The organism is Pseudomonas peli (assembly GCF_050563605.1).
Lineage (GTDB): Bacteria > Pseudomonadota > Gammaproteobacteria > Pseudomonadales > Pseudomonadaceae > Aquipseudomonas > Aquipseudomonas peli_A.
In genome coordinates, this window is record NZ_JBNXUH010000005.1 from 143,564 (window position 1) to 168,269 (window position 24,706).

Here is a 24,706-nt window from a genome sequence, read left to right on the forward strand (position 1 = left end):
TATTTCCTTAGCTTCGGCCATAGGCGCGCGGCAACTTCAGCTCGGTGAGCGTGCCGCCTTCTTCGTGGTTATACAGTTTAACCGTGCCGCCGGCACGGGTGACGCTGGCCTGGCTGAGGAACAAACCCAGGCCGAAACCCTTGCCTTTGGTGGTGAAAAACGGCCGCCCCAACTGCTCGGCAATCGCCAGCGGCACACCCGCGCCGAAGTCGCGAATGCTCAGGCGTAGCCACTGGTGGTCCCAGTCCAGGCGGATATCCAGCTTGTCCGGGCAGGCATCGGCGGCGTTGTTCAGCAGGTTGAGCAGCGCCTGAGTCAGGTCGGCCGGCGGCATCATGCGGGGCGACGCGCCACGACCCAGGCATTGATAGCGATAGCTGGCCTCGGGGCGCATCAGGTGCCAGCGGTTGAGAGTGGTTTCCAGCCATTCCACCGAAGACAGCTCGATCACCGCCTGACGGCGATCCGCTTCGGCGGCGCGCACCAGATGCTGCAGGGTTTCCTTGCACAGCTTGACCTGCTCCTGCAACACCGCCAGGTCCTCTTGCAGGGTCGGCTCCTGATGCTCGCGGCGCAGCTCCTTGATCAGCACACTCATGGTCGCCAGCGGTGTACCCAACTCATGCGCAGCACCAGCCGCCTGGGTCGCCACAGCGAGCAGCTGCTGGTCACGCAAGCCCTCTTCGCGACGCTCGGCACGCAGCTCTTCCTGATGGCGCAGCTCCTCGGCCATCTTCGCCACGAAGAAGGTGATCAAACCGGCGGCCAGGGCAAAGCTCAGCCACATGCCGTAGATAAGCAGGCTTTCCCGTGGCCCCGCCGGCAACTCCAGCGGATGCGACCAGACCAGCAGAAAGGTGTAACCGCCTAGCGCCAGGCCAGACAGAGTGATGGTGTACAGCCAGGGCAAGGTCGCCGCCGCGATAGTCAGCGGCACCAGGTAATAAGAGACAAAGGGGTTGGTCGAACCGCCCGAGTAATACAGCAGCAGGCTATGGATAATCAGGTCGCAGGCCAGTTGCACCGCATATTCCTGCTCGGTCACCGGCCAGGGTCCGCGCAGGCGCAGCGCAGTGAGCAGGCACAGCACCAGGGAAATCCCAAGGGTGATGCTCAGTTCCAGCCAGGGCAGCGGCAGCGCGCCAGACTTGTACGCCAGGCCCACGGAGCCAGCCTGCGCTGCCAGCACCAGAATACGGATCAGGGTCAGGCGCCAGAGGTTTTGCCGGCTCGCCGACAGTAGCTGCACAGGTGCGAGCATAGAATCTCCAAGATGCTCATTTAGCGAGCCGCAGGAGTATAACCAAGCCTCTGTACGGCCAACTGCGGCAACGCGCCGCAGCCAATGTCACCCTCATCAATGATCCTGGAATAAATTCTGGAACCGGATTTAACCCGTTTAGTCTGATCGCTACGTCTACCCTCTGGAAAGCCGCGCATACCCCATGCGCCCAACATATAAAGGAATCGTCATGCTGCCATTGTCCCGCCTCGCCACCGCCCTGCTGCTGAGCACCACCACTCTGTTGAGCGCCACGGCCATAGCCGAAGAAGCTCGCTATAACCAGGTCGCGCTGCGCGCCGAGGTCAATCAGGAAATCGCTCACGACCTGATGCACGTCACCCTCTACAGCGAAGCCCAGGACAGCGACCCAGCCGCCCTCGCCGCGCAGATCAGCAAGACTCTCAACGCCAGCATCGCCCAGGCGCGCAAGGTTAAAGGCGTCAGCGTCGCCTCCGGTAGCCGTAACAGCTACCCGGTTTACGATGACAAGGGCCAGAAAATCACCGCCTGGCGTGAGCGCGCCGAGCTGCGTCTGGAAAGCGCCGACTTCAGCGCGCTGTCCAAGCTCACCGGGGAAATGCTGCAAACCCTGAAGATGGGCGGGATGAACTTCAGCATCGCCTCAGACACCCGCAAGACCCACGAAGACGCCCTGCTCAAGGACGCCGTGGCAGCCTTCAAGGCCCGTGCACAACTGGCCACCGAAGCCCTCGGCGGCAGCGGTTACAAGCTGGTTAGCCTGAGCCTGAATACCGGCGGCTTCCAGCCACCGATGCCAATGCGCATGGAGGCCATGAAAGGCGCGGCGATGATGGATGCGGCCGTGACTCCGGAGATCGAAGCCGGCACCAGCCAGGTCAATATCAACGCCGATGGCGTGATCGAAGTGCAGATGCCGTAAAAACTGCTACAAACAGAAGCAGCGCCGTTATCCGACGATAACGGCGTTTTGCCATGTTTTCTCGCCCACTTATAGAAATGCGACACCACGTACAGCTGCATCGTCATTCCTGTTCTCTCTGCGACATGCCACTTGCCTACGGCATACGCCCTGCATAGCTTCTCCCAAGGTCTCCATAAGAGGCCCCTCAGGATCACAACCACAATAAACATGAGGTCACTATGCGTAAGAACGCCGCCATCCAGGCTCTACTCGCCGCAGGGCTGATCGCCAGCACCCCACTTGCCAGCGCCGCCGGCAACCTGGTGTTCTGCTCCGAAGGCAGCCCCGCCGGGTTCGACCCGGGTCTGTACACCACCGGCACCGATTTCGATGCTGCTGCGGAAACCGTATTCAACCGTTTGAGCCAGTTCGAACGTGGCGGCACCAAAGTGATCCCCGGCCTTGCCGAGAAGTGGGACATCAGCGAAGACGGTCTGAGCTACACCTTTCACCTGCGCCCGAACGTGAAGTTCCATACCACCGAATACTTCAAGCCGAGCCGCAGCTTCAACGCCGATGACGTGCTGTTCACCTTCCAGCGCATGCTCGATAAAGAGCATCCGTTCCGCAAAGCCTACCCGTCGGAATTTCCCTACTTCACCGACATGGGCATGGACGCGAATATCGCCAAGATCGACAAACTCGACGACATGACCGTCAAGTTCAGCCTCAACGAAGTCGACGCAGCGTTTATCCAGAACCTGGCGATGAGCTTCGCCTCGATCCAGTCCGCCGAATACGCCGATAGCCTGCTCAAGGCCGGCAAGGCCGCCGATATCAACCAGAAGCCCATCGGCACCGGCCCATTCGTGTTCAGCCGCTACCAAAAAGATGCGGTGATCCGCTTCAAGGGCAACAAGGAATACTGGCAACCCGATGAGGTGAAGATCGACAACCTGATCTTCGCCATCAACACCGACGCCTCGGTGCGCATGCAGAAGCTCAAGGCCGGCGAATGCCAGGTCACCCTGTTCCCGCGCCCGGCGGATCTGGACGCACTGAAAAAAGACCCGAACCTGGACATGCCTGAGCAGGCCGGCTTCAACGTCGGCTATATCGCCTACAACGTCACCCACCCGCCGTTCGACAAGCTCGAAGTGCGCCAGGCGCTGGACATGGCGGTGAACAAGCAAGGCATCATCGACGCGGTGTACCAGAGCGCCGGTCAGCTGGCGACCAACGGCATGCCGCCAACCCAGTGGTCGTATGACGAGAGCATCAAGGACCCTGCCTACAACCCGGAAAAAGCCAAGGAACTGCTCAAGGCCGCCGGCATCAAGGAAGGCACCGAAATCACCCTGTGGGCCATGCCCGTGCAGCGCCCCTACAACCCCAACGCCAAGCTGATGGCCGAAATGCTGCAAAGCGACTGGGCCAAGGTCGGCATCAAGGCCAAGATCGTCAGCTACGAATGGGGCGAGTACCTCAAGCGCGCCAAGGCCGGCGAGCACGACGCGATGCTGATCGGCTGGAGCGGCGACAACGGTGACCCGGACAACTGGTTGGGCACCCTGTACGGCTGCGACGCAGTGGACGGCAACAACTTCTCCAAGTGGTGCCATGCCGACTACGACAAGCTGGTGAAAGCCGCCAAGCGCGTGACCGACACCGCCGAACGCACCGAGCTGTACAAACAGGCTCAGGTGATACTCAAGCGCGAAGTGCCGATCACCCCGATCGCCCACTCCACGGTCTACCAGCCAATGAGCAAGAAGGTCGAAGACTTCCGCATCAGCCCGTTCGCGCTGAACTCGTTCTACGGCGTCGGCGTCAAGTAACCACCCTGGCAATAAAAAACAGCGGCCAATGGCCGCCGTTTTATTTACTGCAACAGCACTTATCCCAGACCGAACGGATCGTCCAGCGAATGGCTTGGCGCGGTGAACCAGCGCGGCCCATCGGCGCTCATGTAGAAGTGATCCTCCAGACGTACGCCGAACTCGCCCGGCACGCAGATCATCGGCTCATTGCTGAAGCACATGCCCTCGGCCAGCGGCGTCAGATCGCCACGCACCAGATACGGCCCCTCATGGATATCCAGACCGATACCGTGGCCGGTGCGATGCGGCAGACCTGGCAACTTGTAATCCGGGCCCAGGCCCGCCGCTTCCAGAGTGCGCCGCGCCGCAGCATCCACCGCCTGGCAGGGCTGACCGAGTTGTGCGGCCTCGAATGCAGCCAGCTGCGCGGCTTTCTCGATGTTCCAGAAGTCGCGTTGACGCTGACTGGGCTCGCCGAAGACATAGCTGCGGGTGATGTCCGACAGATAGCCGTGCACCTGGCAACCGGTGTCGATCAGCACCATATCGCCCTGTTTGAGGATCTGCGCGTGTTTGACGCCATGGGGAAATGCACTGGCTGGGCCAAACAACACGATGCAGAACGTCGAGCCTGCAGCCCCGACGGCGCGATGCGCCTGCTGGATAAACTCGGCGACCGCCGTGGTGCTGATGCCTTCGTGCAGCACACTGGCGACGGCCTTGTGCACCTCGAGGGTCATGTCCTTGGCGCGCTGCATCAGGGCCAGCTCCGCCGCTGATTTGCGCTGCCGGCAGTAAGCGCTGATCACCGCGCCATCGACAAACTCGTAGCCCCGGGCCAGGCGGCGTATGCCATCGACCATAAAAAACGCCAGCGTCGGACAGAGGCCGATTTTCACTGGCTGCTCTGGATCGGCCGTGATGCCCATCCGCTGTAGGGTATCGAGCAGCAACTGATAGGGGCTTTCGTGTTCCTGCCAGGTATTGATAGCGCCAGCGAGCACCTGGAAATCGCGAATCGTGCCGACCTCGAACGCCGGGGCGAGATATTCCAACGGCCCATCAGCCGGGAGAATGGCCCCCACCATGCGTTCACTGGGATGCCAGCGCACGCCGGTGAAATACTGCAGGTTGCTGCCGGCGTTGATAAACATCGCAGCAATACCTTCGGCCTGCATCCGCGCCTGGGCGCGACTCACCCGCGCCTGGTATTCGCCAAGCGCGATAGGTTGCGCGCCGTCCATCATATTGCGCAGCCCGGCAAGCGCCTGTTGCGGCGTACAACCTCCGACACCGACAGTCATCTCGCGCTCCTTTGTATGGCTGGTGATTTGCTTGCGTGAAATTTAAGCCTGACTTAAATAGAGTGCAATGATTATTTTAGTGATACTTAAATTCACAGGCATTGTCCGACGACTTTTCTGCACGACGCCGAACGGTATACTGGCGCTCTTTCAGCATGAGCCAGGGTTATGACCGCAGATCGCATCGGAGAACGTTTGCGCCGCTATCGGCGGGCCGCGAAGAAGACCCTGAATGAAGTCGCGAGCGAGTCGGGGCTCACCGCCAGCTTTCTCTCCCAGGCCGAGCGCAACCTGACCGGCATCTCGATTTCCTCACTGGCCAGCATCGCCAAGTCGCTCGACATCCCGCTCAACGTGCTGTTCGATCAACCGCCGCAACCTGAGCCCGACTCCCACCAGGGCGAGCGGGTGCGCTACACCATCGAAGGCCAGCCCCTGGCCTACGAGCGCCTGTCCAGCAGCTTTCCGGGCAACCAGTTGAACGCGGTAAAAATGAGCATGCCGGTCGGCTATCAATCCGAACTGATCGCCCATGAAGGTGCCGAATTTGCCTACGTGTTATCCGGCAAGATTCTCTACACCATCGACGGCCGCCAATACCCATTGAGCGCCGGCGACTCGGTGCATTTCGATGCCGGCAAGGCCCACCGCCTGGCCAATGTCGGCAACGACGTAGCGGAAATGCTGGCCATCACCACCCTGAGCCTGTTCGACGACCACAGCACGCCCTGACCTGGTACATCGGCACTGCTTTAGCACAATGCGGCGACAACCAATGTTAGTAGCGCTTAATTTTTGTTGACCTCAATTTCAGCATGACTTAATTTCGAGCGCGACAGGTTGCTGAGCGTTTTCGCTCCACCACAGCTCTGGGCCGGCCTCTTCACCCGACAGGCCGGAACGCAGCGGTGCTGATCACAGCCCACGAGGCTGACCCTCAATGACGCCCAAAAAAAGAATAAATGAGGTACTCATGCGCACTCACACGTCCATCCAGGCCATGCTCGTCGCCGGACTGTTTCTTGGCTCGACATACGCATCCGCCAGCAACCTCGTGTACTGCTCCGAAGGCAGCCCCGGCGGCTTCGACCCGGGCCAATACACCACCGGCACCGATTTTGACGCAGCCTCGGAAACCCTGTTCAACCGCCTCGCCCAGTTCGAGCGCGGCAGCACCCTGGCCGTACCGGCCCTGGCGACTGAATGGCAGGCCAGTGAAGACGGCCTCAGCTACACCTTCAAACTGCGTCCCGGGGTGAAATTCCACAGCACCGAGTACTTCACCCCTAGCCGCACCTTCAACGCTGATGACGTGGTTTTCACCTTCCAGCGCATGCTCGACAAGGACCACCCGTTCCGCAAGGCCTACCCGACCGAGTTCCCTTACTTCACCGACATGGGCCTGGACAAGAACATTGCCAAGGTGGAGAAGGTCGACGACCTCACCGTGCGCTTCACCCTCAATAGCGTGGACGCGGCCTTTATCCAGAACCTGGCGATGAACTTCGCCGCCATCCACTCCGCCGAATACGCAGACCACCTGCTCAAGACCGGCAAAGCCGCCGACATCAACCAGAAGCCAATCGGCACCGGCCCCTTTGTCTTCAACCGCTACCAGAAAGATGCGCAGATTCGCTTCAAGGGCAACAAGGACTACTGGCTGCCGGAAGATGTGCAGATCGACAACCTGATCTTCGCCATCAACACCGACGCCTCGGTACGCGCGCAGAAGCTCAAGGCCGGCGAATGCCAGATCACCCTGAACCCGCGCCCAGCTGATCTCGCCGCGCTGCAGAAAGACCCTAACCTGCAGGTGCCCAGCCAGCCTGGCTTCAACCTGGGTTACATCGCCTACAACGTGACCCGCGCCCCCTTCGACAAAGTCGAAGTGCGTCAGGCGCTGGACATGGCCATCGATAAACCGGCGATCATCAGTGCGGTCTACCAGGGCGCCGGGCAACTGGCGGTCAACGCCATGCCGCCGACCCAGTGGTCCTATGACGAAAGCATCAGCGCCATCCCGCAAGACATCGAGAAAGCCAAGGCTCTGCTCAAGCAGGCTGGCGTTGCCGAAGGCACCAAGATCACCCTGTGGGCCATGCCCGTACAGCGCCCGTATAACCCCAACGCCAAACTGATGGCCGAAATGCTCCAGGCCGACTGGGCCAAGGTGGGCATTCAGGCAGAGATCGTCAGCTACGAGTGGGGCGAGTACATCAAGCGCGCCCATGCCGGCGAGCACGACGCCATGCTGATTGGCTGGACTGGCGACAATGGCGACCCGGACAACTGGCTGGGCACCCTGTACGGCTGCGACTCGGTCAACGGCAACAACTTCTCCAAATGGTGCGATGCCGGCTACGACAAGATCGTCAAACAGGCCAAGGCGATTACTGATCGCGACGCCCGGAGCGAGCTGTATCAGCAGGCGCAGCAGATCATCCAGCAACAACTGCCGATCTCCCCGATCGCGCACTCAACGGTCTACCAGCCCATGCGCAACAGCGTAAAAGGCTTCGAGATCAGCCCCTTCGGGCGCAACAGCTTCTACGGCGTCAGCAACACACGCTGAGAGCGGCATCACCGGCGGGCCTGAGCGCCCGCCGAACACCTAATAAAAACGACTGTATTCCTCCCCCGGTAACCACCGGCTGAGTGTTTCGTAGCTGCCAAAACGTTAGCAAGAACGCGCTTTTCGAATGTTGCCGAGGCTGTTTAGCCCCGGCGGCAATAGTCCGTATAAGCACTCCTTGCCTGATAATAAAGCCGTTACAGGAGCCAACAGATGACCTTCGCCCTTCGCGCCAGCATTGTTTTGAGCCTCGCCTTCAGCTGCACAGCCATCCAGGCAAAACCACTGGTAGTGTGCACCGAGGCGGCGCCGGAAGGCTTCGATATCGTGCAATACACCACAGCGGTGACCGCAGATGCGGCGTCTGAAGCACTGTTTGATCGCCTGGTGCGTTTCAAACCCGGCACCACCGAAATCGAACCGGCCCTGGCCGAGCGCTGGGACATCAGCCCCGATGGGCTGAGCTACACCTTCTACCTGCGCAAAGGGGTGAAATTCCACAGCACGCCCTGGTTTACCCCCAGCCGCGAAATGAATGCCGATGACGTGCTCTGGAGCATCCAGCGCCAGCACGACCCCAAACACCCCTGGCATGCCCAGTCTGGTCGCGGCTTCCCGTACTTCGAAGCCATGGAGTTCGGCAAGCTGATAGCCCGTATCGAAAAGCTCGACAGCCACCGTGTTCGCTTCGTGCTCAACCAGCCGCAGGCGCCCTTCCTCGCCGATATGGCCATGGGCTTTACCTCGATCTATTCCGCCGAGTATGCCGAGCAGCTGCTCAAGGCCGGCAAGCAGGAACTGCTCAACAGCCAACCGGTCGGCACCGGGCCGTTCGTACTGCAGCGCTACGCCAAGGATGCCCAGGTGCGCTACACCAGCCACCCGGACTACTGGGATGGCGAGCCGGCATCGGAAAAACTGCTGTTTGCCATCACCACCGATCCCAATGTGCGTATCCAGAAACTGCGTTCCGGAGCCTGCAACATTGCCCTGTATCCACGCCCCTTCGATATTCCGGCGCTCAAGGCCGATGACCATCTGAAGGTGCTGGAACTCGACTCGCTGCTGACCGCCTACGTAGCCCTCAACGTGCGCCATAAACCGCTGGACGATGTGCGCGTGCGCCAGGCGATCAACCTGGCGTTCGACAAGCAGGCCTACCTCGGCGCGCAGTTCGGCGCAGACGGTGCCAGCCCCGCCATCGCGCCCTACCCGTCAACCCTGCTCGGCTACGACAGTCAGCTGCAAGGCTGGCCCCACGACCCACAGCGCGCCCGTCAGTTGCTCGCAGAAGCTGGCCACGCAAACGGCATCAATCTGTCGATCTGGACCCGACCAGGCGGCGGCCCAACCAACCCAAATCCGTCACTCGGCGCACAGATGCTGCAAGCCGACCTGGCAGCGGTCGGCATCAAAACCGACATCCGCGTGATGGAGTGGGGCGAGCTGATCAAACGGGCGAAAAATGGCGAGCATGACCTGGTGTTTATGGGTTGGGCCGGCGACAACGGTGACCCGGATAACTTCCTCAGCCCCAACCTGTCCTGCGCCGCTGCGCAGAGCGGCGAAAACCAGGCTGGCTGGTGTGATGCGGCATTCGACAGGCTGATCACCCAAGCCAGGGAGACCACCGACCCGCAGCAGCGCACCGTGCTCTACCGCCAGGCGCTGGCGATTTTCCATGAGCAGGCGCCGTGGATTCCCCAGGCCCACCCCAAGCAGTTCAGCGCAGTCAGCCGTGATGTCGAGGGTTTTACCCTCAGCCCCATGGGCTCGAATAATTACGCCAAGGTAAAGCGGCACTGATTCTGCAAGCAGCACTCAAAACAGGGCTACTGCCGCGCACCAGCCGCGCGCCAGTGGCAGATCGACACAATATGCCAGCGGCCCACGTAGCCGGTGGCGCGAATGAACTGATGCGGAGTAACAAAACCCCATGTTTGCTTTTATCGCACGCCGCCTGGGATTGCTGATTCCCACCTTCTTCGGCGTTACCTTGCTGACCTTTGCGTTGATCCGCATGATCCCCGGCGACCCGGTGGAAGTGATGATGGGCGAACGCCGCGTCGACCCGGAAATGCACGCCCAGGCCATGGAGCGCCTGGGGTTGAACAAGCCGCTGTATGCACAGTATTTCGACTATATCGGCAAGCTGGCCCAGGGCGACCTGGGTGAGTCGCTGCGCACCCGCACCAGCGTCTGGGATGAGTTCACCACGCTGTTTCCCGCCACCCTGGAATTGTCCCTCGCCGCCCTGCTGTTCGCCGGCACCCTGGGGCTGATCGCCGGGGTGATTGCTGCACTGAAACGGGGCTCGCTGTTCGACCATGGGGTGATGGGCATCTCGCTGGCCGGCTATTCGATGCCGATTTTCTGGTGGGGCCTGCTGCTGATCATGTTCTTCTCGGTGTGGCTGGGCTGGACGCCAGTGTCCGGACGCATCGATCTGCTCTACGACATCCCGCCAGTCACCGGTTTTATGCTGATCGACACCTTGCTCAGCGGCGAAGAGGGCGCATTTGTCGACGCCCTGCGCCACCTTATCCTGCCGGCCATCGTGCTCGGCACCATTCCACTCGCGGTGATCGCGCGGATGACCCGCTCGGCGATGCTCGAAGTGCTGCGCGAAGACTATGTGCGCACCGCCCGCGCCAAGGGCCTGTCGCCGGCCCGCGTGGTGTTTGTACACGGCCTGCGCAATGCACTGATCCCGGTGCTCACGGTGTTCGGCCTGCAGGTCGGCGCGCTGCTGGCGGGCGCGGTACTGACCGAAACCATCTTCTCCTGGCCGGGTATCGGCAAATGGCTGATCGAGTCGATCGGCGCGCGTGACTACCCGGTGGTGCAGAACGGCATTCTGCTGATCGCCTGCCTGGTGATTCTGGTCAACTTCGTGGTGGACATCCTCTACGGCCTGGCCAACCCACGCATTCGCCATCAGCGCTAAGGAGAGCCCAATGACCACGCACGCCACACTCGACCAATCGCTGTTCTACCCCTCACCGCTCAAGGAGTTCTGGCAGGCCTTCGCCCACAACAAGGGCGCAGTCGCCGGACTGGCGTTTATGATCCTGCTGGTGATCTGCGCGCTGTTTGCGCCGTGGATCGCCCCGCACGACCCCAGCGAGCAATACCGCGAGTTTCTGCTCACCCCACCGGCCTGGCTGGAAGGTGGCCAGCTGCAATTTTTGCTGGGCACCGATGAAGTGGGCCGCGACCTGCTGTCGCGATTAATCCATGGCGCGCGGCTGTCGCTGCTGATCGGTCTGGCCTCGGTGCTGATGTCGTTGATTCCCGGCATCCTGCTGGGGCTGGTCGCCGGCTTCTTTCCGCGCCTGCTCGGCCCGTCGATCATGCGCCTGATGGACATCATGCTGGCCCTGCCCTCGCTGCTGCTGGCGGTGGCCATCGTCGCCATCCTCGGCCCAGGCCTGATCAACACCATCTTCGCCATCGCCATCGTCTCGCTGCCGTCCTATGTGCGCCTGACCCGCGCCGCAGTGATGGGCGAGCTGAACCGCGACTACGTCACCGCCGCACGCCTGGCAGGCGCCAGCCTGCCGCGGCTGATGTTTATCACCGTACTGCCCAACTGCATGGCACCGCTGATCGTGCAGGCCACCCTGAGCTTTTCCTCGGCGATTCTCGATGCCGCCGCCCTGGGTTTTCTCGGCCTTGGCGTACAACCGCCGACGCCTGAGTGGGGCACCATGCTGGCCTCGGCGCGCGACTATATCGAGCGCGCCTGGTGGGTGGTCAGCTTGCCAGGCCTGACCATTCTGCTCAGCGTGCTGGCGATCAATCTGATGGGCGACGGGCTGCGCGATGCACTCGACCCGAAACTCAAGAATGCGCAGTGAGGAACCCCGCATGAGCCTGTTGGATATCAAAAACCTCAGCGTGCGCTTCGGCGACGCCAGCGCCATCCCGGTAGTCGACGGCCTCGACCTGTGCGTAGAAAAGGGCGAAGTGTTGGCGATTGTCGGCGAATCCGGCTCCGGTAAATCGGTGACCATGATGGCGCTGATGGGTCTGATCGACGCCCCCGGCATCGTCACGGCCGACAGCCTGCAGTTCGACGGCACCGACATGCTACGCCTCAAAGGTCGCCAGCGGCGGCATATCGTCGGCAAGGACCTGTCGATGGTCTTTCAGGATCCGATGACCGCACTCAACCCCAGCTTTACCGTGGGTTTCCAGATTGAGGAAGTGCTGCGCCAACACCTGAACCTCAAAGGCCAGGCCGCCCGCCAACGCGCGCTGCAACTGCTCGACCGGGTGGAAATCCCCGCCGCCGCCAGCCGCCTGAATGCCTACCCGCACCAGCTGTCCGGTGGCATGAGCCAACGGGTGGCGATTGCCATGGCAATTGCCGCCGAACCCAAACTGCTGATCGCCGACGAACCAACCACGGCGCTGGATGTGACCATTCAGGCGCAGATCATGGACTTGCTGGTGGGCCTGCAACGCGAACAGAACATGGGCCTGGTGCTAATCACCCATGACCTGGCCGTGGTCGCCGAAACCGCGCAACGGGTCTGCGTGATGTATGCCGGGCAAGCGGTGGAGATAGGCAGCGTGCCGCAGCTGTTCACCGCCCCCAGCCATCCCTACACCGAGGCGCTGCTCAAGGCGATTCCCGAGCACAGTCAGGGCCAGCGCCGCCTGACCACCCTGCCCGGCATCGTTCCTGGGCGCTATGACCGCCCGGCAGGCTGCCTGCTGTCACCACGCTGCCCCTACGCCCAGGCGCATTGCCGTGAACAACGGCCGACCCTGGATGCCCATGAACGTGGCGCGGCGCGCTGCTTCTACCCGCTCAACCTGACTGCGGAGGTGGCCTGATGAGCGCCGTCCTGACTGCTCGCGACCTCACCCGTCACTACGAAATCTCCCGTGGCCTGTTTCAGCCCAATGCCCAGGTGCAGGCGCTGAATGGCGTTTCCTTTGACTTACAGGCGGGCAAGACCCTGGCGGTGGTCGGCGAGTCCGGCTGCGGCAAATCCACCCTGGCCCGCGCCCTGACGCTGATCGAGGAGCCCAGCTCAGGCTCGCTGCAGATCGCCGGACAGGAAGTGACCGGCGCCAACAAGGCGCAGCGCAAACAGCTGCGCCGTGATGTACAGATGGTCTTTCAGAATCCCTACGCCTCGCTCAACCCGCGGCAGAAGGTCGGCGATCAGCTGGGCGAGCCGCTGCTGATCAATACCGGTCTGTCGCGCCTGGAAAGGCGCGAGCGGGTGCAGGCAATGATGCAGCAGGTAGGTCTGCGCCCCGAGCATTACCAGCGCTACCCGCATATGTTCTCCGGCGGCCAGCGCCAGCGCATCGCCCTGGCCCGGGCGATGATGCTGCAACCCAAGGTGCTGGTGGCGGACGAACCAACTTCGGCGCTGGACGTATCCATCCAGGCCCAGGTGCTCAACCTGTTTATGGACCTGCAGGAGCAGTTCAACACCGGCTACGTATTTATATCGCACAACCTCTCGGTGGTGCGCCATGTCGCCGACGATGTGCTGGTGATGTACCTCGGCCGCCCGGTGGAAATGGGACCCAGCGAGTTGATCTACAACCGCCCGCTGCACCCTTACACCCAGGCGCTGCTGTCGGCGACGCCGACCATTCATCCCGATCCGAGCAAACCGAAGATCAAGATCAGTGGCGAGCTGCCCAACCCGCTGTCGCCCCCCAGTGGCTGCGCCTTCCATCAACGCTGCCCGCATGCCAGTGAACGCTGTCAGGTTGAACAGCCGGCGCTGCGTCTGCTCGATGCGCGGCAAGTGGCTTGCCACCATGCAGAGCAGATCAATAGCTAAAGGATGTGAGCCCCGGCCGGCTGGGGCTCGCTATGGCGCAGCCGTACCTGGGTAGAACAGCCGATAGCCCAGCAGGCCAACGGCCTCGTTAAGCAGCAGGCCGTTCTGCCAGACTGCCTTGCTTTCCGGCAACCAGCCGCCAGCAGGCCGGCCATTGGGCGTACCGAGAAAGCCCATCGGCGCGCTGACCACCTGTAAACCGGCCTGTTCGAAACTCCAGCGTGACCTGGGCATATGCCAGGCCTGGGTCACCAGCACCACGCGGGTAATCCCCGCTTGCTTCAGCAGTTCAGCGCTGTGGGTCGCATTCTCCCAGGTGGTGCGGCTCAAGCCTTCCTGCCAACGCACCGGCACGTCGTAATCACGCGCCAGCACCTCAGCCATCAACGCCGCCTCGCTGGGCGGTACGCCATAGTGCAACCCACCACTGGTTAGCAGCGGCAAACCCGAGGCCTTGGCCAGCCGCGCAGCGAAACGCACCCGTTCCAACGCCATCAGGCTGGGCTGATCAGCGCCCCAGCCGGGATCGCCAAGTTCACTGCCATTACCAAGAACTACGATTACATCGGCCTGCTGCGCCAAGGTGGCCCACTGCGCCTCGCTCAAAGCGGACTCGCTTTCCAACACTCGCGCCGAATACTCGACCACCACCGGCAGACTAAACAGCCACATACCGCCAAGCCCGGCAACCAGGCAGCCCGCCGCCAAGCGTGGAAAACGCCGACGCAGCCACCAGGCGGCCAGCAGCAAAAGCAGGAACAGGCCTGGCGGAAGGAAGAACTGTTTGAGGATGTAGCGAATCGGCATTGGGCACCTCCCTGGGTGCGCGCAGCCTACCGATGATTGCTCGCCCTAAACAACTGCGAGCCACAGGCTTTGCAGGCCTGCACGCCATTGCCGGACTGCCAGCCCGCCAGGGTGCCGCACAGGGCGCAGCACAGCTGTAATCGGCGTTTAAGTAGCGGTTTGATCTTGCCGGGCAGCGCCGCGGTGGGTTTGTGGCCGGAGCGGCCGACCTTGCGTGAGCTTGGTAGCTGCTCGATCTGCGCCATTTCCTGCGCCGCCGCATGCCAGCCGCGCAGCCAGTCCAGGTCGCGATCCAGGTAGGCGCGAATCAGCTCCATTTCCGCCGCCGTCAGGCCGCGCAACTCCAGCTCCAGTGGCGGCTGCGCAGACAGCGCACTGAGGTTGTCCGCCTCATCCAACGCCATGGCGAGGCGTTGCAGCAGCCGCTCATAGAGCCCGCCCCCAGCTGCACCACGCCGAAACTCCGCCATCCTGCACCTCGCGCCGGAGCAGGCTGCTGCTCCATATAGCAAGCTTAGCGTTCGCGCTTTAACCAGCAGTACCTGGCGACAGACGGCGCGGCCGCTAGGCGTGGCCGCGCCGCAGTAGCTGGAGCGCGGCGCAATCAGGGTTTCCCTGAATAAGCGGGGCTCATGTATGCTACGGCGTTTCCCGCAAGCCCTTATTCCCAGCGCCGGTAGCCATGCAAGAACAGTACTCGCCCCGTGAAATCGAAGCCGCCGCGCAGTCCCACTGGGACGCGCAGAAATCCTTTGTCGTGAGTGAGCAGCCGGGCAAGGAAACCTTCTATTGCCTGTCGATGTTCCCCTACCCCAGCGGCAAGCTGCACATGGGGCACGTGCGCAACTACACCATCGGTGACGTGATCGCCCGCTACCAGCGTATGCAGGGCAAGAACGTGCTGCAGCCGATGGGCTGGGACGCCTTCGGCATGCCGGCCGAGAACGCCGCGATGAAGAACAAGGTCGCGCCCGCCAAGTGGACCTACGAAAACATCGATTACATGAAGACCCAGCTGAAATCGCTGGGCCTGGCCATCGACTGGACCCGTGAAGTCACCACCTGCAAGCCGGACTACTACCGCTGGGAACAGTGGCTGTTCACCAAGCTGTTCGAGAAGGGCGTGATCTACCGCAAGAACGGTACCGTCAACTGGGACCCGGTCGACCAGACCGTACTGGCCAACGAGCAGGTCATCGACGGCCGCGGCTGGCGTTCCGGCGCGCTCATCGAGAAGCGCGAAATCCCCATGTACTACTTCAAGATCACCGCCTACGCGGAAGAGCTGCTGAGTAGCCTGGACGAACTGGATGGCTGGCCGGAACAGGTCAAGACCATGCAGCGCAACTGGATCGGCAAGAGCTTCGGCGCCGACGTGGTATTCGACTATGACCAGGCCAGCATCGGTATCGACGGCCAGCTCAAGGTCTACACCACCCGCCCCGACACCCTGATGGGCGCGACCTACGTCGCCGTCGCCGCCGAGCATCCGCTGGCGCAGCGCGCCGCTGCGAGCAATCCAGCTATCGCCGCGTTTATCGCCGAATGTAAAGCCGGCTCCGTGGCCGAGGCCGACATGGCCACCATGGAGAAGAAGGGCGTTGCCACCGGACAATTCGTTATTCATCCGCTCTCCGGCGACAAGCTGCCGGTATTCGTCGCCAACTACGTGTTGTGGGGCTACGGCGAAGGCGCAGTGATGGCCGTGCCTGCGCACGACGAGCGTGATTTCGAATTCGCCAGTAAGTACGACCTGCCGATCAAGCAGGTCTACGCCGGCGAAGGCAAAGAATACAACGCCACTCAATGGCAGGACTGGTACGGCGAAAAAACCGGCCTGAGCACCATTGGCTCCGGCAAATACGATAATCTGGATTTCACCGCCGCCTTCGACGCCATCGTCGCGGACCTGGAAGCCAACGCCCATGGCGCGCGCAAAACCCAGTTCCGCCTGCGCGACTGGGGCATCAGCCGTCAGCGCTACTGGGGCTGCCCGATCCCGATCATCCATTGCGATAGCTGTGGCGACGTACCGGTGCCGGAAGACCAGCTGCCCGTCGTGCTGCCGGAAGACGTGGTGCCGGATGGCGCTGGCAGCCCATTGGCGCGCATGCCCGAGTTCTACCAATGCAGCTGCCCGAAATGCGGCGGCGCAGCCAAGCGCGAAACCGACACCATGGACACCTTCGTTGAGTCGTCCTGGTATTACGCCCGTTACGCCTCGCCACATTACACCGGCGGCATGGTCGACCCTGAAGCAGCCAACCACTGGCTGCCGGTGGATCAATACATCGGCGGTATCGAACACGCGATCCTGCACCTGCTGTACGCACGCTTCTTCCACAAGCTGATGCGTGACGAAGGCCTGGTGTCATCGAATGAGCCATTCAAGAACCTGCTGACCCAGGGCATGGTGGTGGCAGATACCTACTACCGCACCTTGGAAAACGGCGGTAAGGACTGGTTCAACCCAGCCGATGTCGAGCTGGAGCGTGACGCGAAAGCCAAGGTCATCAGCGCCAAACTGAAAAGCGACGGCCTGCTGGTGGAAATCGGCGGCACCGAGAAGATGTCCAAGTCGAAGAACAACGGCGTCGACCCACAGTCGATGATCGATCAGTTCGGCGCCGACACTTGCCGCCTATTTATGATGTTCGCCTCGCCGCCTGACATGAGCTGCGAATGGTCTGACGCCGGTGTTGAAGGCGCCAACCGCTTCCTGCGCCGCGTCTGGCGCCTGGCGCAAAACCACGTCAACCAGGGCATCACCGGCGCACTTGACCTGGCCAGCCTGGATGACGAGCAGAAGACCGTGCGCCGCGCGATTCATCTGGCGATCAAGCAGTCGAGCTTCGATATTGGCCAGCACCACAAATTCAACACCGCCATCGCCCAGGTGATGACGCTGATGAACGTGCTGGAAAAAGCCGCACAAACTACAGCTCAAGACCGCGCCCTGTTGCAGGAAGGTCTGGAAGCGGTGGCGCTGCTGCTGGCGCCAATCACGCCGCATATCAGCCATCAGCTGTGGCAGGAACTGGGCCATGAAGAAGCCATCATCGATGCATCCTGGCCACAGGTGGATGAGTCTGCCTTAGTACAGGACAGCCTGACCCTGGTGATCCAGGTCAACGGCAAGCTGCGCGGACAGATTGAAGTGCCGGCCAGCGCCAGCCGCGAAGATGTCGAGGCCAGCGCCCGCAGCAACGAGAATGTGCTGCGCTTTACCGAAGGCCTGAGCATTCGCAAGGTCATCGTGGTGCCAGGCAAACTGGTCAACATTGTTGCCAACTGACTAGTCGCCAACTGATTAAGCTCGGCGCGACCGCACAACGGCGCGCCGCAAGACACGCCAAGGGGATAAAAGATGATCAAACGGAATCTGTTGGTAATTGGCCTGGCCACCCTGCTCAGCGCTTGCGGCTTCCAGCTGCGCGGCACCGGTGACGTGCAGTTCGCCCTCAAGGAACTGGATGTCAGCGCTCGCAACGCCTATGGCGAAACCGTCAACGAAGTGCGTGAAGTGCTGCAGAACAACGGCGTCAAGGTCTATCCGGGCGCGCCGTACAGCCTGGTACTGAGCAACGAGCAGGAAAATCGCCGCGCCGCCAGCTTTACCAGCTCGGCCCGCACCGCCGAGTACGAGCTGACCAAGACCCTGGAATACGAGATCCGTGGCAGCAAAGACCTGCTGCTGATGAGCGACAAGCTGGAAGCCCAGAGTTTCTACACCCAGGACGGTAACAACCTGATTGGTGGTGACCAGGAAGCCGCGCAGATCCGCCAGGAAATGAACCGCGAACTGATCCAGCAACTAGTCCAGCGCCTGCAGCAGATCAGCCCAGCGCAACTGGACCAACTGCAGCAAACCGCAGAAGCCAAGGCCCAGGCCGAAGCCGATGCGCTGGAAGCCGCCCGCCAGCAACAGGCCGCGCAACCGCAGCAGTCGCCGATCCAGCTGCCGATTCCCGCCCAGTAAGCTCGCCGGGCCGCGCCAGCGGCCCAGCTCTGCGACCCCATGAAACTTAACTCTGCACAACTCGGCAAACACCTGCAGGGCAACCTGAGCCCGGTGTATGTGGTCAGTGGCGATGAGCCGCTGCTCTGCCAGGAAGCCACCGACGCCATTCGCGCCGCGACCCGCCAGCAGGGTTTCAGCGAGCGCCAGGTATTCAACGCCGACAACAACTTCGACTGGGGTAACCTGTTGCAAGCCGGTGCCAGCCTGTCGCTGTTTGCCGACAAGCGCCTGCTGGAGCTGCGCCTGCCCAACGGCAAGCCCGGCGACAAGGGCGCTGCGGCATTGCTCGAATACCTCGCCCGCCCCGCCGAAGACACCGTGCTGCTGATCAGCCTGCCGAAACTCGACGGCAGCGCGCAGAAAACCAAATGGGGCAAGGCGCTGATCGACGGCACGCAGACACAGTTCGTGCAGATCTGGCCAGTCGATGCCAACCAACTGCCGCAATGGATTCGCCAGCGCCTGGCGCAATCGGGCCTCAGCGCCAGCGCCGAAGCCGTTGACATGATTGCCGTGCGCGTCGAAGGCAACCTGCTCGCCGCTGCCCAGGAAATCGAAAAGCTCAAGCTGCTCGCCGAAGGCACGCAGATCGACGTCGACACCGTGCATGCCTCGGTTGCCGATAGCGCGCGCTTCGATGTCTTTGGCCTGATCGATGCGGCCCTCAATGGCGAAGCCGCCCACGCCCTGCGCATGCTCGAAGGCCTGCGCGGTGAAGGCGTCGAGCCACCGGTGATTCTCTGGGCCCTGGCCCGGGAAATCCGCCTACTGGCCACCATCGCCCAGCAGTACAGCCAGGGCACACCACTGGAAAAAGCCTTCAGCTCCGCCCGCCCGCCGGTCTGGGACAAGCGCCGCCCGCTGGTCAGCAAAGCTCTGCAACGCCTGTCCGCCGCCCGCTGGGCAGCACTGCTGCAGGATGCCCAGCAGATCGATGCGCAGATCAAAGGCCAAGCGGCCGGCGATCCCTGGAGCGGCCTGAGCCTGCTGACTCTAAGCATTTGCGGCCAGCGTTTAGGCCTGACCCGATAGACACCAGACTCTGGACTTTTAACCAAGTGCGGATCATGCTTCGCCCGCCTGCGACGTGCAGGTCATTTCCCGAGGAAACGTCATGGCGAAGAAAGCCAAACGCGGCCCGAACAAGGCCAAATCCCTGATAGCCCAGCCACTGTTTCGCTCACGCCAGGAAACACCCAGCAAAGGCAAAGGCAGCTACCGCCGCGAAGCCTCCCAGCAAAACTGGGAGGCTTCATACTTTCTGGCTGCCTGAAAAGCCCGCCACAGCCCGCCAGCACCCGCACACCAGCTCAATCATGCTAAGGTTACGGCCTGCAAAATGTGCCGAGATCACCATGCCTTACCTGCTTCTTCGGGGCCTGTCCCATAGCGCCACCGCCTGCCTCCTGCTGCTTCTGACTGCCTGCGCCGAAGCGCCTGCCCAGCCGCTTGCCGCTGCGCCCGTCACAGCCAGCACCGCCCCCGCCAGCCCAGCCGTCAGCGTGGTCAGCGATCCAAGCCCGTTAATCAGTTTCGACGAATGGCGCATTCTGCTGCGCAGCGATGCCATCGCCGCAGGTATCGATGCCGAGCTGTTCGATCGCACCTTTGCCGGCATCACTCTGGACCCGAACGTGGTCAAGGCTGATAACAGCCAACCGGAGTTCACCCGCCCAGTGTGGGAATACATTGACGGCGCCGTTTCCGTCTCGCGCATCGCCCAGGGCCGCCTACTCAAGGCGCAGCATCGGCCGACCCTGAAAGCCATTCGCAGCACCTACGCTGTCGACCATGAAGTGCTGATCGCGATCTGGGGCATGGAAAGCAATTACGGCAGCAATATCGGCAACCATAACGTCATCCGCTCCCTCGCCACCCTGGCCTACGATGGCCGCCGCCAGGTGTTCTGGCGCAGCCAGTTGCTGGCCGCGCTGCAAATCCTGCAAGCCGGTGACGGCCCTGCGCAGGGGCTGATCGGCTCATGGGCGGGCGCCATGGGGCAGACCCAATTTATGCCGACCACCTTCAATCAGCATGCTGTGGATTTTGATGGCGATGGCCGCCGCGACCTGTGGGCCTCAACGCCTGACGCTCTCGCCTCTGCCGCGCATTACCTGCAAGCCTCGGGCTGGGAAAACGGCCAACCCTGGGGCTTTGAAGTGAATCTGCCGCAGGGCTTCGATTACGCTTTGGCCGATCCGGAAGTACGCCGCAGTCTGGCGCAGTGGCGCATCCTCGGGATCAATCCGGTCCGAGCCATCGATGCCAATGAGCAAAGCCTGGCGACGCTGTTTCTACCCGCCGGCCATCGCGGCCCAGCGTTCCTGCTGCTAAACAATTTCCGCAGCATCCTCAAGTACAACAACTCCACCGCCTACGCCCTGGCCATCGGCCTGCTCAGCGACGCGCTGGATGGCAACCCTGGCGTGCAGGCTGCATGGCCGCGCAGCGATCGCCAACTAGGCCGCAGCGAGCGCATCGAACTGCAGGAACTGCTGGCCAGCAAAGGCTACGAGCCAGGTCCAGCGGACGGCATCATCGGTGCCAACACGCGCAAGGCCGTACGCGCCTTCCAGCAGAGCCTGGGCCAACCTGCTGATGGCTACCCCAGCCATGAGCTGTTGCAGCAACTCCGATGAGCGACCGCGCAGCGCCCAAACGCTGCGCGTTTCACTCCAGCGATCAGCCTGACCGCACGGCGCCAACCGGACTGAACAGTCAGCGCCTGTGATAAACTGCGCGGCGGCCACAAGCCGCCTCGTCCACGGAGCCCAGATTGCCGATGTCCGATATCTCCCCGCCTAAAACCGTCGCCAGCGGCGAAAAATTCCGCACCACCCAAGGCATCACCGCGATCAAGGACGGGCAAAAGCGCCGCGCCTCCAGTGAGCCTCAGGTGTTCGAGCCCAAACCCAAGTGGCTGCGAGTCAAGGCGCCTGGCGGCAGTCGCTTCGAGGCGGTTAAGCGCAATGTCAGCGAACACCGCCTGAGCACCGTGTGCCAGGAATCCCACTGCCCGAACATGGGTGAATGCTGGTCCAACGGCACTGCCACCATCATGCTGATGGGTTCGGTATGTACCCGCGCCTGCCGCTTCTGCGCGGTGGACACCGGCAACCCCAACGGCTGGTTGGACCTGGAAGAGCCGCAGAACACCGCAAAGTCGGTGGAGCTGATGGCGCTGCGCTATATCGTGCTGACCTCGGTAGACCGCGATGACCTAGACGACGGCGGCGCCGCGCACTACGCCGCCTGCGTACGGGCGATCAAGGACAACACCCCGCAGGTGGTGGTAGAAGCCCTGACCCCGGACTTCGACGGCGACCTGCTGGCCATCGAGCGTGTGGTGGATTCCGGTCTTGAGGTATTTGCGCAGAACGTCGAGACGGTCAAGCGCCTCACTCACGTGGTACGTGATCCACGTGCTGGCTATGAAAAGACCCTGAACGTATTAGCCCACGCCAAACGCCACCGCCCGGACGTGTTGACCAAGACCAGCCTGATGCTCGGCCTGGGCGAGACTGACGAAGAGATTATCCAGACCATGGATGACCTGCGCGCCATCAACGTCGACATCCTCACCCTCGGCCAATACCTGCAACCCACGCGCAACCACCTGAAGGTGCAGCGCTGGGTCAGCCCGGAAGAGTTCAATCGTTTCCGCGAAATTGGTCTGCAGAAAGGCTTTATGGAGGTCGCCGCCGGCCCGCTGGTACGCTCCAGCTACCGCGCCGACAAGGTGTTCGAGAAGAACAACCTGGGCCTGGCCGCCCCGGTGCCCGTGCCGGGCCAACAACTCGATAACAGTCTGATTCCTGCCCTCAATCTGAACTGATTGAGCCACACAACGCCTGACCTTAGGCTTTGCCTGGGGTCAGGCGTTTGTGTATCTGCTCTGCCTATCTGCTCTGCCCGCTCTAGCAGTCTATTGCGCCCGCCAGGCTCTGCTGCTGCGCGTAGTCGAGATGCTTGACCAGTTGCTCACGCAGCCGCGCACTGACTTCGGACAGCGCTATCGGCCCCGCCACCTGATCGGCTAACTGGGTCATGGCCATGCCGGCATAGCCACAGGGATTGATGCGTTGGAACGGCTGCAGGTCCATATCCACATTCAGCGCCAGACCATGGAAGCTACGACCATTGCGGATACGCAGGCCGAGCGAAGCGATCTTCGCGCCGTCTACATAAACCCCCGGAGCATCCGGCTTGGCGTTGGCGCTGACGCCATAGCTGGCGAGCAGATCAATCAGACTGCGCTCGATACGGCTAACCAGCTCACGCACGCCGATACCACTACGACGCACATCCAACAGCAAGTAAGCCACCAGCTGGCCGGGGCCGTGGTAGGTCACTTGACCGCCGCGATCGACCTGCACCACCGGAATATCGCCCGGAAACAGCACATGCTCGGCCTTGCCGGCCTGACCCTGGGTAAATACGGGGGAGTGTTCGAGCAGCCAGATTTCGTCCGGCGTATCCGCGCCACGGGTATCGGTAAAGCGCTGCATCGCATGCCAGGTAGGCTGATAGTCGACCTGGCCCAGCTCACGAAAGCCGAGCGGCAGGCTCATCAGAGCACCATGTGCACGATGCCGGTCGCGCGCAGGGCGCTATTGATATCGCGCAACTGGTCTTCACCGGTTGCCTCGATGTGCAGCTGCACAGTGGTGTACTTGCCATTAGTGCTCTGGCGCTCGGCCAGGGTACTGAGATCGACCTTGGCATGCTTGCTGAGGATTTCGATCACCATGTCTTTGTAATTGGCACCACTGTCGCCAACCACCTTGATCGGGTAGTCGGCGCAAGGGAATTCGATTTTGTGCGATTTGACGTCGGTCATGGCAGTAACGGCCTCGTAAGCCGTGGCAACAACAACGCCCCTGCGGGTCGGCGGGGGCGTGCTGGTCACGCTATCAGTTGAACAATCCGAAGAAGAACAGGCTGACGCTATCCCACAGGCGGCGGAAGAAACTACCTTCCTCAACGGCCTCCAGGGCGATCAGATCGGCGCTGTGCACCACTTCCTCACCCAGCTTCACTTCCACTTTACCGATCACCTCACCCTGAGCAATCGGGGCGGTGAGCTGCGGGTTGAGGATCATGCCGGCTTGCAATTTTTCCAGCTGCCCCTTCGGCAGAGTCAGGCTCAGATCAGCACCGAGGCCGGCTTTGACCTGGCGCACAGCGCCTTTCCACACCTGGGCCTGGGCCAGCTCCTGGCCTTGCTTGTAGAAGGTGCGGGTTTCAAAGAAGCGGAAACCATAGGTCAGCAGCTTCTGGGTTTCTGCAGCACGGGCCGACTCGCTGACGGTGCCGAATACCGAGGTGATCATCCGCGCGCCATCACGTACGGCCGAAGCCACCAGGCAGTAACCGGCTTCTTCGGTGTGGCCGGTTTTCAGACCGTCGACGGTCTTGTCACGCCACAGCAGCAAGTTGCGGTTGCCCTGTTTGATGTTGTTCCAGAGAAACTCCTTCTGCGCATAGATCGCATAGTGCTCTTGGTCTTCGTTGATGATGGCGCGAGCCAGAATGGCCATGTCATGGGCGCTGGAGTAATGCTCCGGATGCGGCAGACCAGTGGCGTTCATAAAGTGGCTGTTGCTCATGCCCAGACGCGCAGCGGTCTCGTTCATCATGTCGGCGAAGGCATCTTCGCTGCCGGCGATGTACTCGGCCAGGGCAATGCTGGCGTCGTTGCCGGACTGGATGATTACGCCGTGCAGCAAGTCATCCACAGTCGCCTGGCTGTTCAGCGGCAGGAACATGGTCGAACCACCGGATGCGGCACCACCGGTACGCCAGGCGTGCTCACTGATTGGCACCAGGTCCTGCTCGCCGATCTTGCCCTTGCGGATTTCCAGGGTGGCGATGTAGGCGGTCATCAGTTTGGTCAGGCTGGCCGGCGGCAGACGCTGATCACCATTGTTTTCCACCAGCACCTTGCCGCTGGCGGCATCCAGTAGCACATAGGATTTGGCCGCCAACTTTGGCGCCGAAGGAATGGCTGGCTGATTGGCCCAGGCGGTCGATGCGCTGAGTAGGCAAAGTGATAGGAAAACGCGTTGCGTAAAGCTGGTGATATTCATCCGTCTCTCTAGATTGCTGATGGTGAACAGGCCCAGTGGGCATAAGTTGCTGATCCCCCGGCCAACCGTTGGCTGGCCGGAGTTGTTTGTTTAGTCCCGCAGATAAACC

At 61.9% G+C, this 24,706-nt stretch carries 22 protein-coding genes; 15 read left to right on the forward strand and 7 right to left on the reverse strand.

What is annotated here, in order from left to right:
* Positions 1–7: 7 nt before the first annotated feature.
* Positions 8–1,261 carry an ATP-binding protein gene (locus tag ACQ4LH_RS07735; RefSeq protein ID WP_430696671.1) on the reverse strand — a complete coding sequence of 418 codons (1,254 nt, stop codon included), beginning with the start codon at positions 1,259–1,261 and terminating at the stop codon, positions 8–10.
* 211 nt (positions 1,262–1,472) lie between these two features.
* Between ACQ4LH_RS07735 and ACQ4LH_RS07740 the strand changes: the two genes are divergently transcribed.
* Entirely contained in the window at positions 1,473–2,186 is a 714-nt protein-coding gene (locus ACQ4LH_RS07740) for an SIMPL domain-containing protein (RefSeq protein WP_430696673.1), read from the forward strand.
* Between the two features lie 221 nt (positions 2,187–2,407).
* Complete coding sequence (locus ACQ4LH_RS07745; RefSeq protein WP_430696675.1) at positions 2,408–4,006, forward strand: ABC transporter substrate-binding protein; 1,599 nt, start codon at positions 2,408–2,410, stop codon at positions 4,004–4,006.
* Between the two features lie 59 nt (positions 4,007–4,065).
* Here the strand turns inward: ACQ4LH_RS07745 and ACQ4LH_RS07750 are convergent, their stop codons facing one another.
* Entirely contained in the window at positions 4,066–5,292 is a 1,227-nt protein-coding gene (locus ACQ4LH_RS07750) for a M24 family metallopeptidase (RefSeq protein WP_430696676.1), read from the reverse strand.
* 168 nt (positions 5,293–5,460) lie between these two features.
* Here ACQ4LH_RS07750 and ACQ4LH_RS07755 point away from each other — a divergent pair, with 168 nt between their 5' ends.
* The 7 genes from ACQ4LH_RS07755 to ACQ4LH_RS07785 all read left to right on the forward strand — a co-directional run bounded on the left by ACQ4LH_RS07755 (position 5,461) and on the right by ACQ4LH_RS07785 (position 13,680).
* Positions 5,461–6,024, forward strand: a complete 564-nt coding sequence (locus ACQ4LH_RS07755) for a cupin domain-containing protein (protein WP_430696677.1) — start codon at positions 5,461–5,463, stop codon at positions 6,022–6,024.
* Positions 6,025–6,292: 268 nt separating this feature from the next.
* Positions 6,293–7,864 carry an ABC transporter substrate-binding protein gene (locus ACQ4LH_RS07760; protein WP_430696776.1) on the forward strand — a complete coding sequence of 524 codons (1,572 nt, stop codon included), beginning with the start codon at positions 6,293–6,295 and terminating at the stop codon, positions 7,862–7,864.
* A 213-nt stretch (positions 7,865–8,077) separates the two neighbouring features.
* Positions 8,078–9,670, forward strand: a complete 1,593-nt coding sequence (locus ACQ4LH_RS07765) for an ABC transporter substrate-binding protein (RefSeq protein ID WP_430696678.1) — start codon at positions 8,078–8,080, stop codon at positions 9,668–9,670.
* Positions 9,671–9,800: 130 nt separating this feature from the next.
* The gene (locus ACQ4LH_RS07770; protein ID WP_275961904.1) at positions 9,801–10,811 is read left to right on the forward strand and encodes an ABC transporter permease subunit; all 1,011 of its coding nucleotides are present in this window, start codon (positions 9,801–9,803) and stop codon (positions 10,809–10,811) included.
* Positions 10,812–10,821: 10 nt separating this feature from the next.
* A complete protein-coding gene (locus ACQ4LH_RS07775) occupies positions 10,822–11,724 on the forward strand; it encodes an ABC transporter permease subunit (protein ID WP_430696680.1) in 903 nt (300 codons plus the stop codon).
* Positions 11,725–11,734: 10 nt separating this feature from the next.
* A complete protein-coding gene (locus tag ACQ4LH_RS07780) occupies positions 11,735–12,709 on the forward strand; it encodes an ABC transporter ATP-binding protein (protein WP_430696682.1) in 975 nt (324 codons plus the stop codon).
* The gene (locus tag ACQ4LH_RS07785) at positions 12,709–13,680 is read left to right on the forward strand and encodes a peptide ABC transporter ATP-binding protein (RefSeq protein ID WP_430696683.1); all 972 of its coding nucleotides are present in this window, start codon (positions 12,709–12,711) and stop codon (positions 13,678–13,680) included. Before ACQ4LH_RS07780 ends, ACQ4LH_RS07785 begins: the two co-directional genes overlap by 1 nt.
* A 30-nt stretch (positions 13,681–13,710) precedes the next feature.
* Here ACQ4LH_RS07785 and ACQ4LH_RS07790 read toward each other — a convergent pair whose 3' ends face one another.
* Positions 13,711–14,487, reverse strand: coding sequence for a YdcF family protein (locus ACQ4LH_RS07790; RefSeq protein ID WP_430696684.1), 777 nt, complete (start codon positions 14,485–14,487; stop codon positions 13,711–13,713).
* Between the two features lie 26 nt (positions 14,488–14,513).
* Positions 14,514–14,957, reverse strand: a complete 444-nt coding sequence (locus ACQ4LH_RS07795; RefSeq protein WP_430696685.1) for a hypothetical protein — start codon at positions 14,955–14,957, stop codon at positions 14,514–14,516.
* A gap of 212 nt (positions 14,958–15,169) precedes the next feature.
* Here ACQ4LH_RS07795 and leuS point away from each other — a divergent pair, with 212 nt between their 5' ends.
* From leuS to lipA, 6 genes are all read left to right on the forward strand, one after another.
* A complete protein-coding gene (leuS, locus tag ACQ4LH_RS07800) occupies positions 15,170–17,782 on the forward strand; it encodes a leucine--tRNA ligase (protein ID WP_430696686.1) in 2,613 nt (870 codons plus the stop codon).
* Positions 17,783–17,854: 72 nt separating this feature from the next.
* Positions 17,855–18,466: an LPS assembly lipoprotein LptE gene (gene lptE, locus ACQ4LH_RS07805; RefSeq protein ID WP_430696687.1), complete on the forward strand. Its 612-nt coding sequence runs from the start codon at positions 17,855–17,857 to the stop codon at positions 18,464–18,466.
* A gap of 39 nt (positions 18,467–18,505) precedes the next feature.
* On the forward strand, positions 18,506–19,540 hold the full coding sequence (gene holA / locus ACQ4LH_RS07810) for a DNA polymerase III subunit delta (RefSeq protein ID WP_430696688.1): 1,035 nt from the start codon (positions 18,506–18,508) through the stop codon (positions 19,538–19,540).
* An 82-nt stretch (positions 19,541–19,622) separates the two neighbouring features.
* The gene (gene arfA / locus ACQ4LH_RS07815) at positions 19,623–19,781 is read left to right on the forward strand and encodes an alternative ribosome rescue factor ArfA (RefSeq protein ID WP_090381403.1); all 159 of its coding nucleotides are present in this window, start codon (positions 19,623–19,625) and stop codon (positions 19,779–19,781) included.
* 82 nt (positions 19,782–19,863) lie between these two features.
* Positions 19,864–21,147: a lytic murein transglycosylase gene (locus ACQ4LH_RS07820; protein WP_430696689.1), complete on the forward strand. Its 1,284-nt coding sequence runs from the start codon at positions 19,864–19,866 to the stop codon at positions 21,145–21,147.
* A 143-nt stretch (positions 21,148–21,290) separates the two neighbouring features.
* Positions 21,291–22,343 carry a lipoyl synthase gene (lipA, locus tag ACQ4LH_RS07825; protein ID WP_430696690.1) on the forward strand — a complete coding sequence of 351 codons (1,053 nt, stop codon included), beginning with the start codon at positions 21,291–21,293 and terminating at the stop codon, positions 22,341–22,343.
* A gap of 82 nt (positions 22,344–22,425) precedes the next feature.
* On the opposite strand, the gene lipB is transcribed toward lipA, so the two are convergent.
* The 3 genes from lipB to ACQ4LH_RS07840 all read right to left on the reverse strand — a co-directional run bounded on the left by lipB (position 22,426) and on the right by ACQ4LH_RS07840 (position 24,597).
* Positions 22,426–23,079 carry a lipoyl(octanoyl) transferase LipB gene (gene lipB, locus ACQ4LH_RS07830; RefSeq protein ID WP_430696691.1) on the reverse strand — a complete coding sequence of 218 codons (654 nt, stop codon included), beginning with the start codon at positions 23,077–23,079 and terminating at the stop codon, positions 22,426–22,428.
* Positions 23,079–23,348 carry a DUF493 domain-containing protein gene (locus tag ACQ4LH_RS07835; RefSeq protein ID WP_430696692.1) on the reverse strand — a complete coding sequence of 90 codons (270 nt, stop codon included), beginning with the start codon at positions 23,346–23,348 and terminating at the stop codon, positions 23,079–23,081. The genes lipB and ACQ4LH_RS07835 overlap by 1 nt, the downstream gene beginning before the upstream one ends.
* Before the next feature lie 73 nt (positions 23,349–23,421).
* Positions 23,422–24,597, reverse strand: coding sequence for a D-alanyl-D-alanine carboxypeptidase family protein (locus ACQ4LH_RS07840; protein ID WP_430696693.1), 1,176 nt, complete (start codon positions 24,595–24,597; stop codon positions 23,422–23,424).
* Positions 24,598–24,706: the final 109 nt, after the last annotated feature.

Excerpts from the sequence above, each read along its gene's own strand:
- ACQ4LH_RS07735 (WP_430696671.1), bottom strand. The coding sequence starts at position 1,261 with ATGCTCGCACCTGTGCAGCTACTGTCGGCGAGCCGGCAAAACCTCTGG.
- ACQ4LH_RS07740 (WP_430696673.1), top strand. The coding sequence starts at position 1,473 with ATGCTGCCATTGTCCCGCCTCGCCACCGCCCTGCTGCTGAGCACCACC.
- ACQ4LH_RS07745 (WP_430696675.1), top strand. The coding sequence starts at position 2,408 with ATGCGTAAGAACGCCGCCATCCAGGCTCTACTCGCCGCAGGGCTGATC.
- ACQ4LH_RS07750 (WP_430696676.1), bottom strand. The coding sequence starts at position 5,292 with ATGACTGTCGGTGTCGGAGGTTGTACGCCGCAACAGGCGCTTGCCGGG.
- ACQ4LH_RS07755 (WP_430696677.1), top strand. The coding sequence starts at position 5,461 with ATGACCGCAGATCGCATCGGAGAACGTTTGCGCCGCTATCGGCGGGCC.
- ACQ4LH_RS07760 (WP_430696776.1), top strand. The coding sequence starts at position 6,293 with ATGCTCGTCGCCGGACTGTTTCTTGGCTCGACATACGCATCCGCCAGC.
- ACQ4LH_RS07765 (WP_430696678.1), top strand. The coding sequence starts at position 8,078 with ATGACCTTCGCCCTTCGCGCCAGCATTGTTTTGAGCCTCGCCTTCAGC.
- ACQ4LH_RS07770 (WP_275961904.1), top strand. The coding sequence starts at position 9,801 with ATGTTTGCTTTTATCGCACGCCGCCTGGGATTGCTGATTCCCACCTTC.
- ACQ4LH_RS07775 (WP_430696680.1), top strand. The coding sequence starts at position 10,822 with ATGACCACGCACGCCACACTCGACCAATCGCTGTTCTACCCCTCACCG.
- ACQ4LH_RS07780 (WP_430696682.1), top strand. The coding sequence starts at position 11,735 with ATGAGCCTGTTGGATATCAAAAACCTCAGCGTGCGCTTCGGCGACGCC.
- ACQ4LH_RS07785 (WP_430696683.1), top strand. The coding sequence starts at position 12,709 with ATGAGCGCCGTCCTGACTGCTCGCGACCTCACCCGTCACTACGAAATC.
- ACQ4LH_RS07790 (WP_430696684.1), bottom strand. The coding sequence starts at position 14,487 with ATGCCGATTCGCTACATCCTCAAACAGTTCTTCCTTCCGCCAGGCCTG.
- ACQ4LH_RS07795 (WP_430696685.1), bottom strand. The coding sequence starts at position 14,957 with ATGGCGGAGTTTCGGCGTGGTGCAGCTGGGGGCGGGCTCTATGAGCGG.
- leuS (WP_430696686.1), top strand. The coding sequence starts at position 15,170 with ATGCAAGAACAGTACTCGCCCCGTGAAATCGAAGCCGCCGCGCAGTCC.
- lptE (WP_430696687.1), top strand. The coding sequence starts at position 17,855 with ATGATCAAACGGAATCTGTTGGTAATTGGCCTGGCCACCCTGCTCAGC.
- holA (WP_430696688.1), top strand. The coding sequence starts at position 18,506 with ATGAAACTTAACTCTGCACAACTCGGCAAACACCTGCAGGGCAACCTG.
- arfA (WP_090381403.1), top strand. The coding sequence starts at position 19,623 with ATGGCGAAGAAAGCCAAACGCGGCCCGAACAAGGCCAAATCCCTGATA.
- ACQ4LH_RS07820 (WP_430696689.1), top strand. The coding sequence starts at position 19,864 with ATGCCTTACCTGCTTCTTCGGGGCCTGTCCCATAGCGCCACCGCCTGC.
- lipA (WP_430696690.1), top strand. The coding sequence starts at position 21,291 with ATGTCCGATATCTCCCCGCCTAAAACCGTCGCCAGCGGCGAAAAATTC.
- lipB (WP_430696691.1), bottom strand. The coding sequence starts at position 23,079 with ATGAGCCTGCCGCTCGGCTTTCGTGAGCTGGGCCAGGTCGACTATCAG.
- ACQ4LH_RS07835 (WP_430696692.1), bottom strand. The coding sequence starts at position 23,348 with ATGACCGACGTCAAATCGCACAAAATCGAATTCCCTTGCGCCGACTAC.
- ACQ4LH_RS07840 (WP_430696693.1), bottom strand. The coding sequence starts at position 24,597 with ATGAATATCACCAGCTTTACGCAACGCGTTTTCCTATCACTTTGCCTA.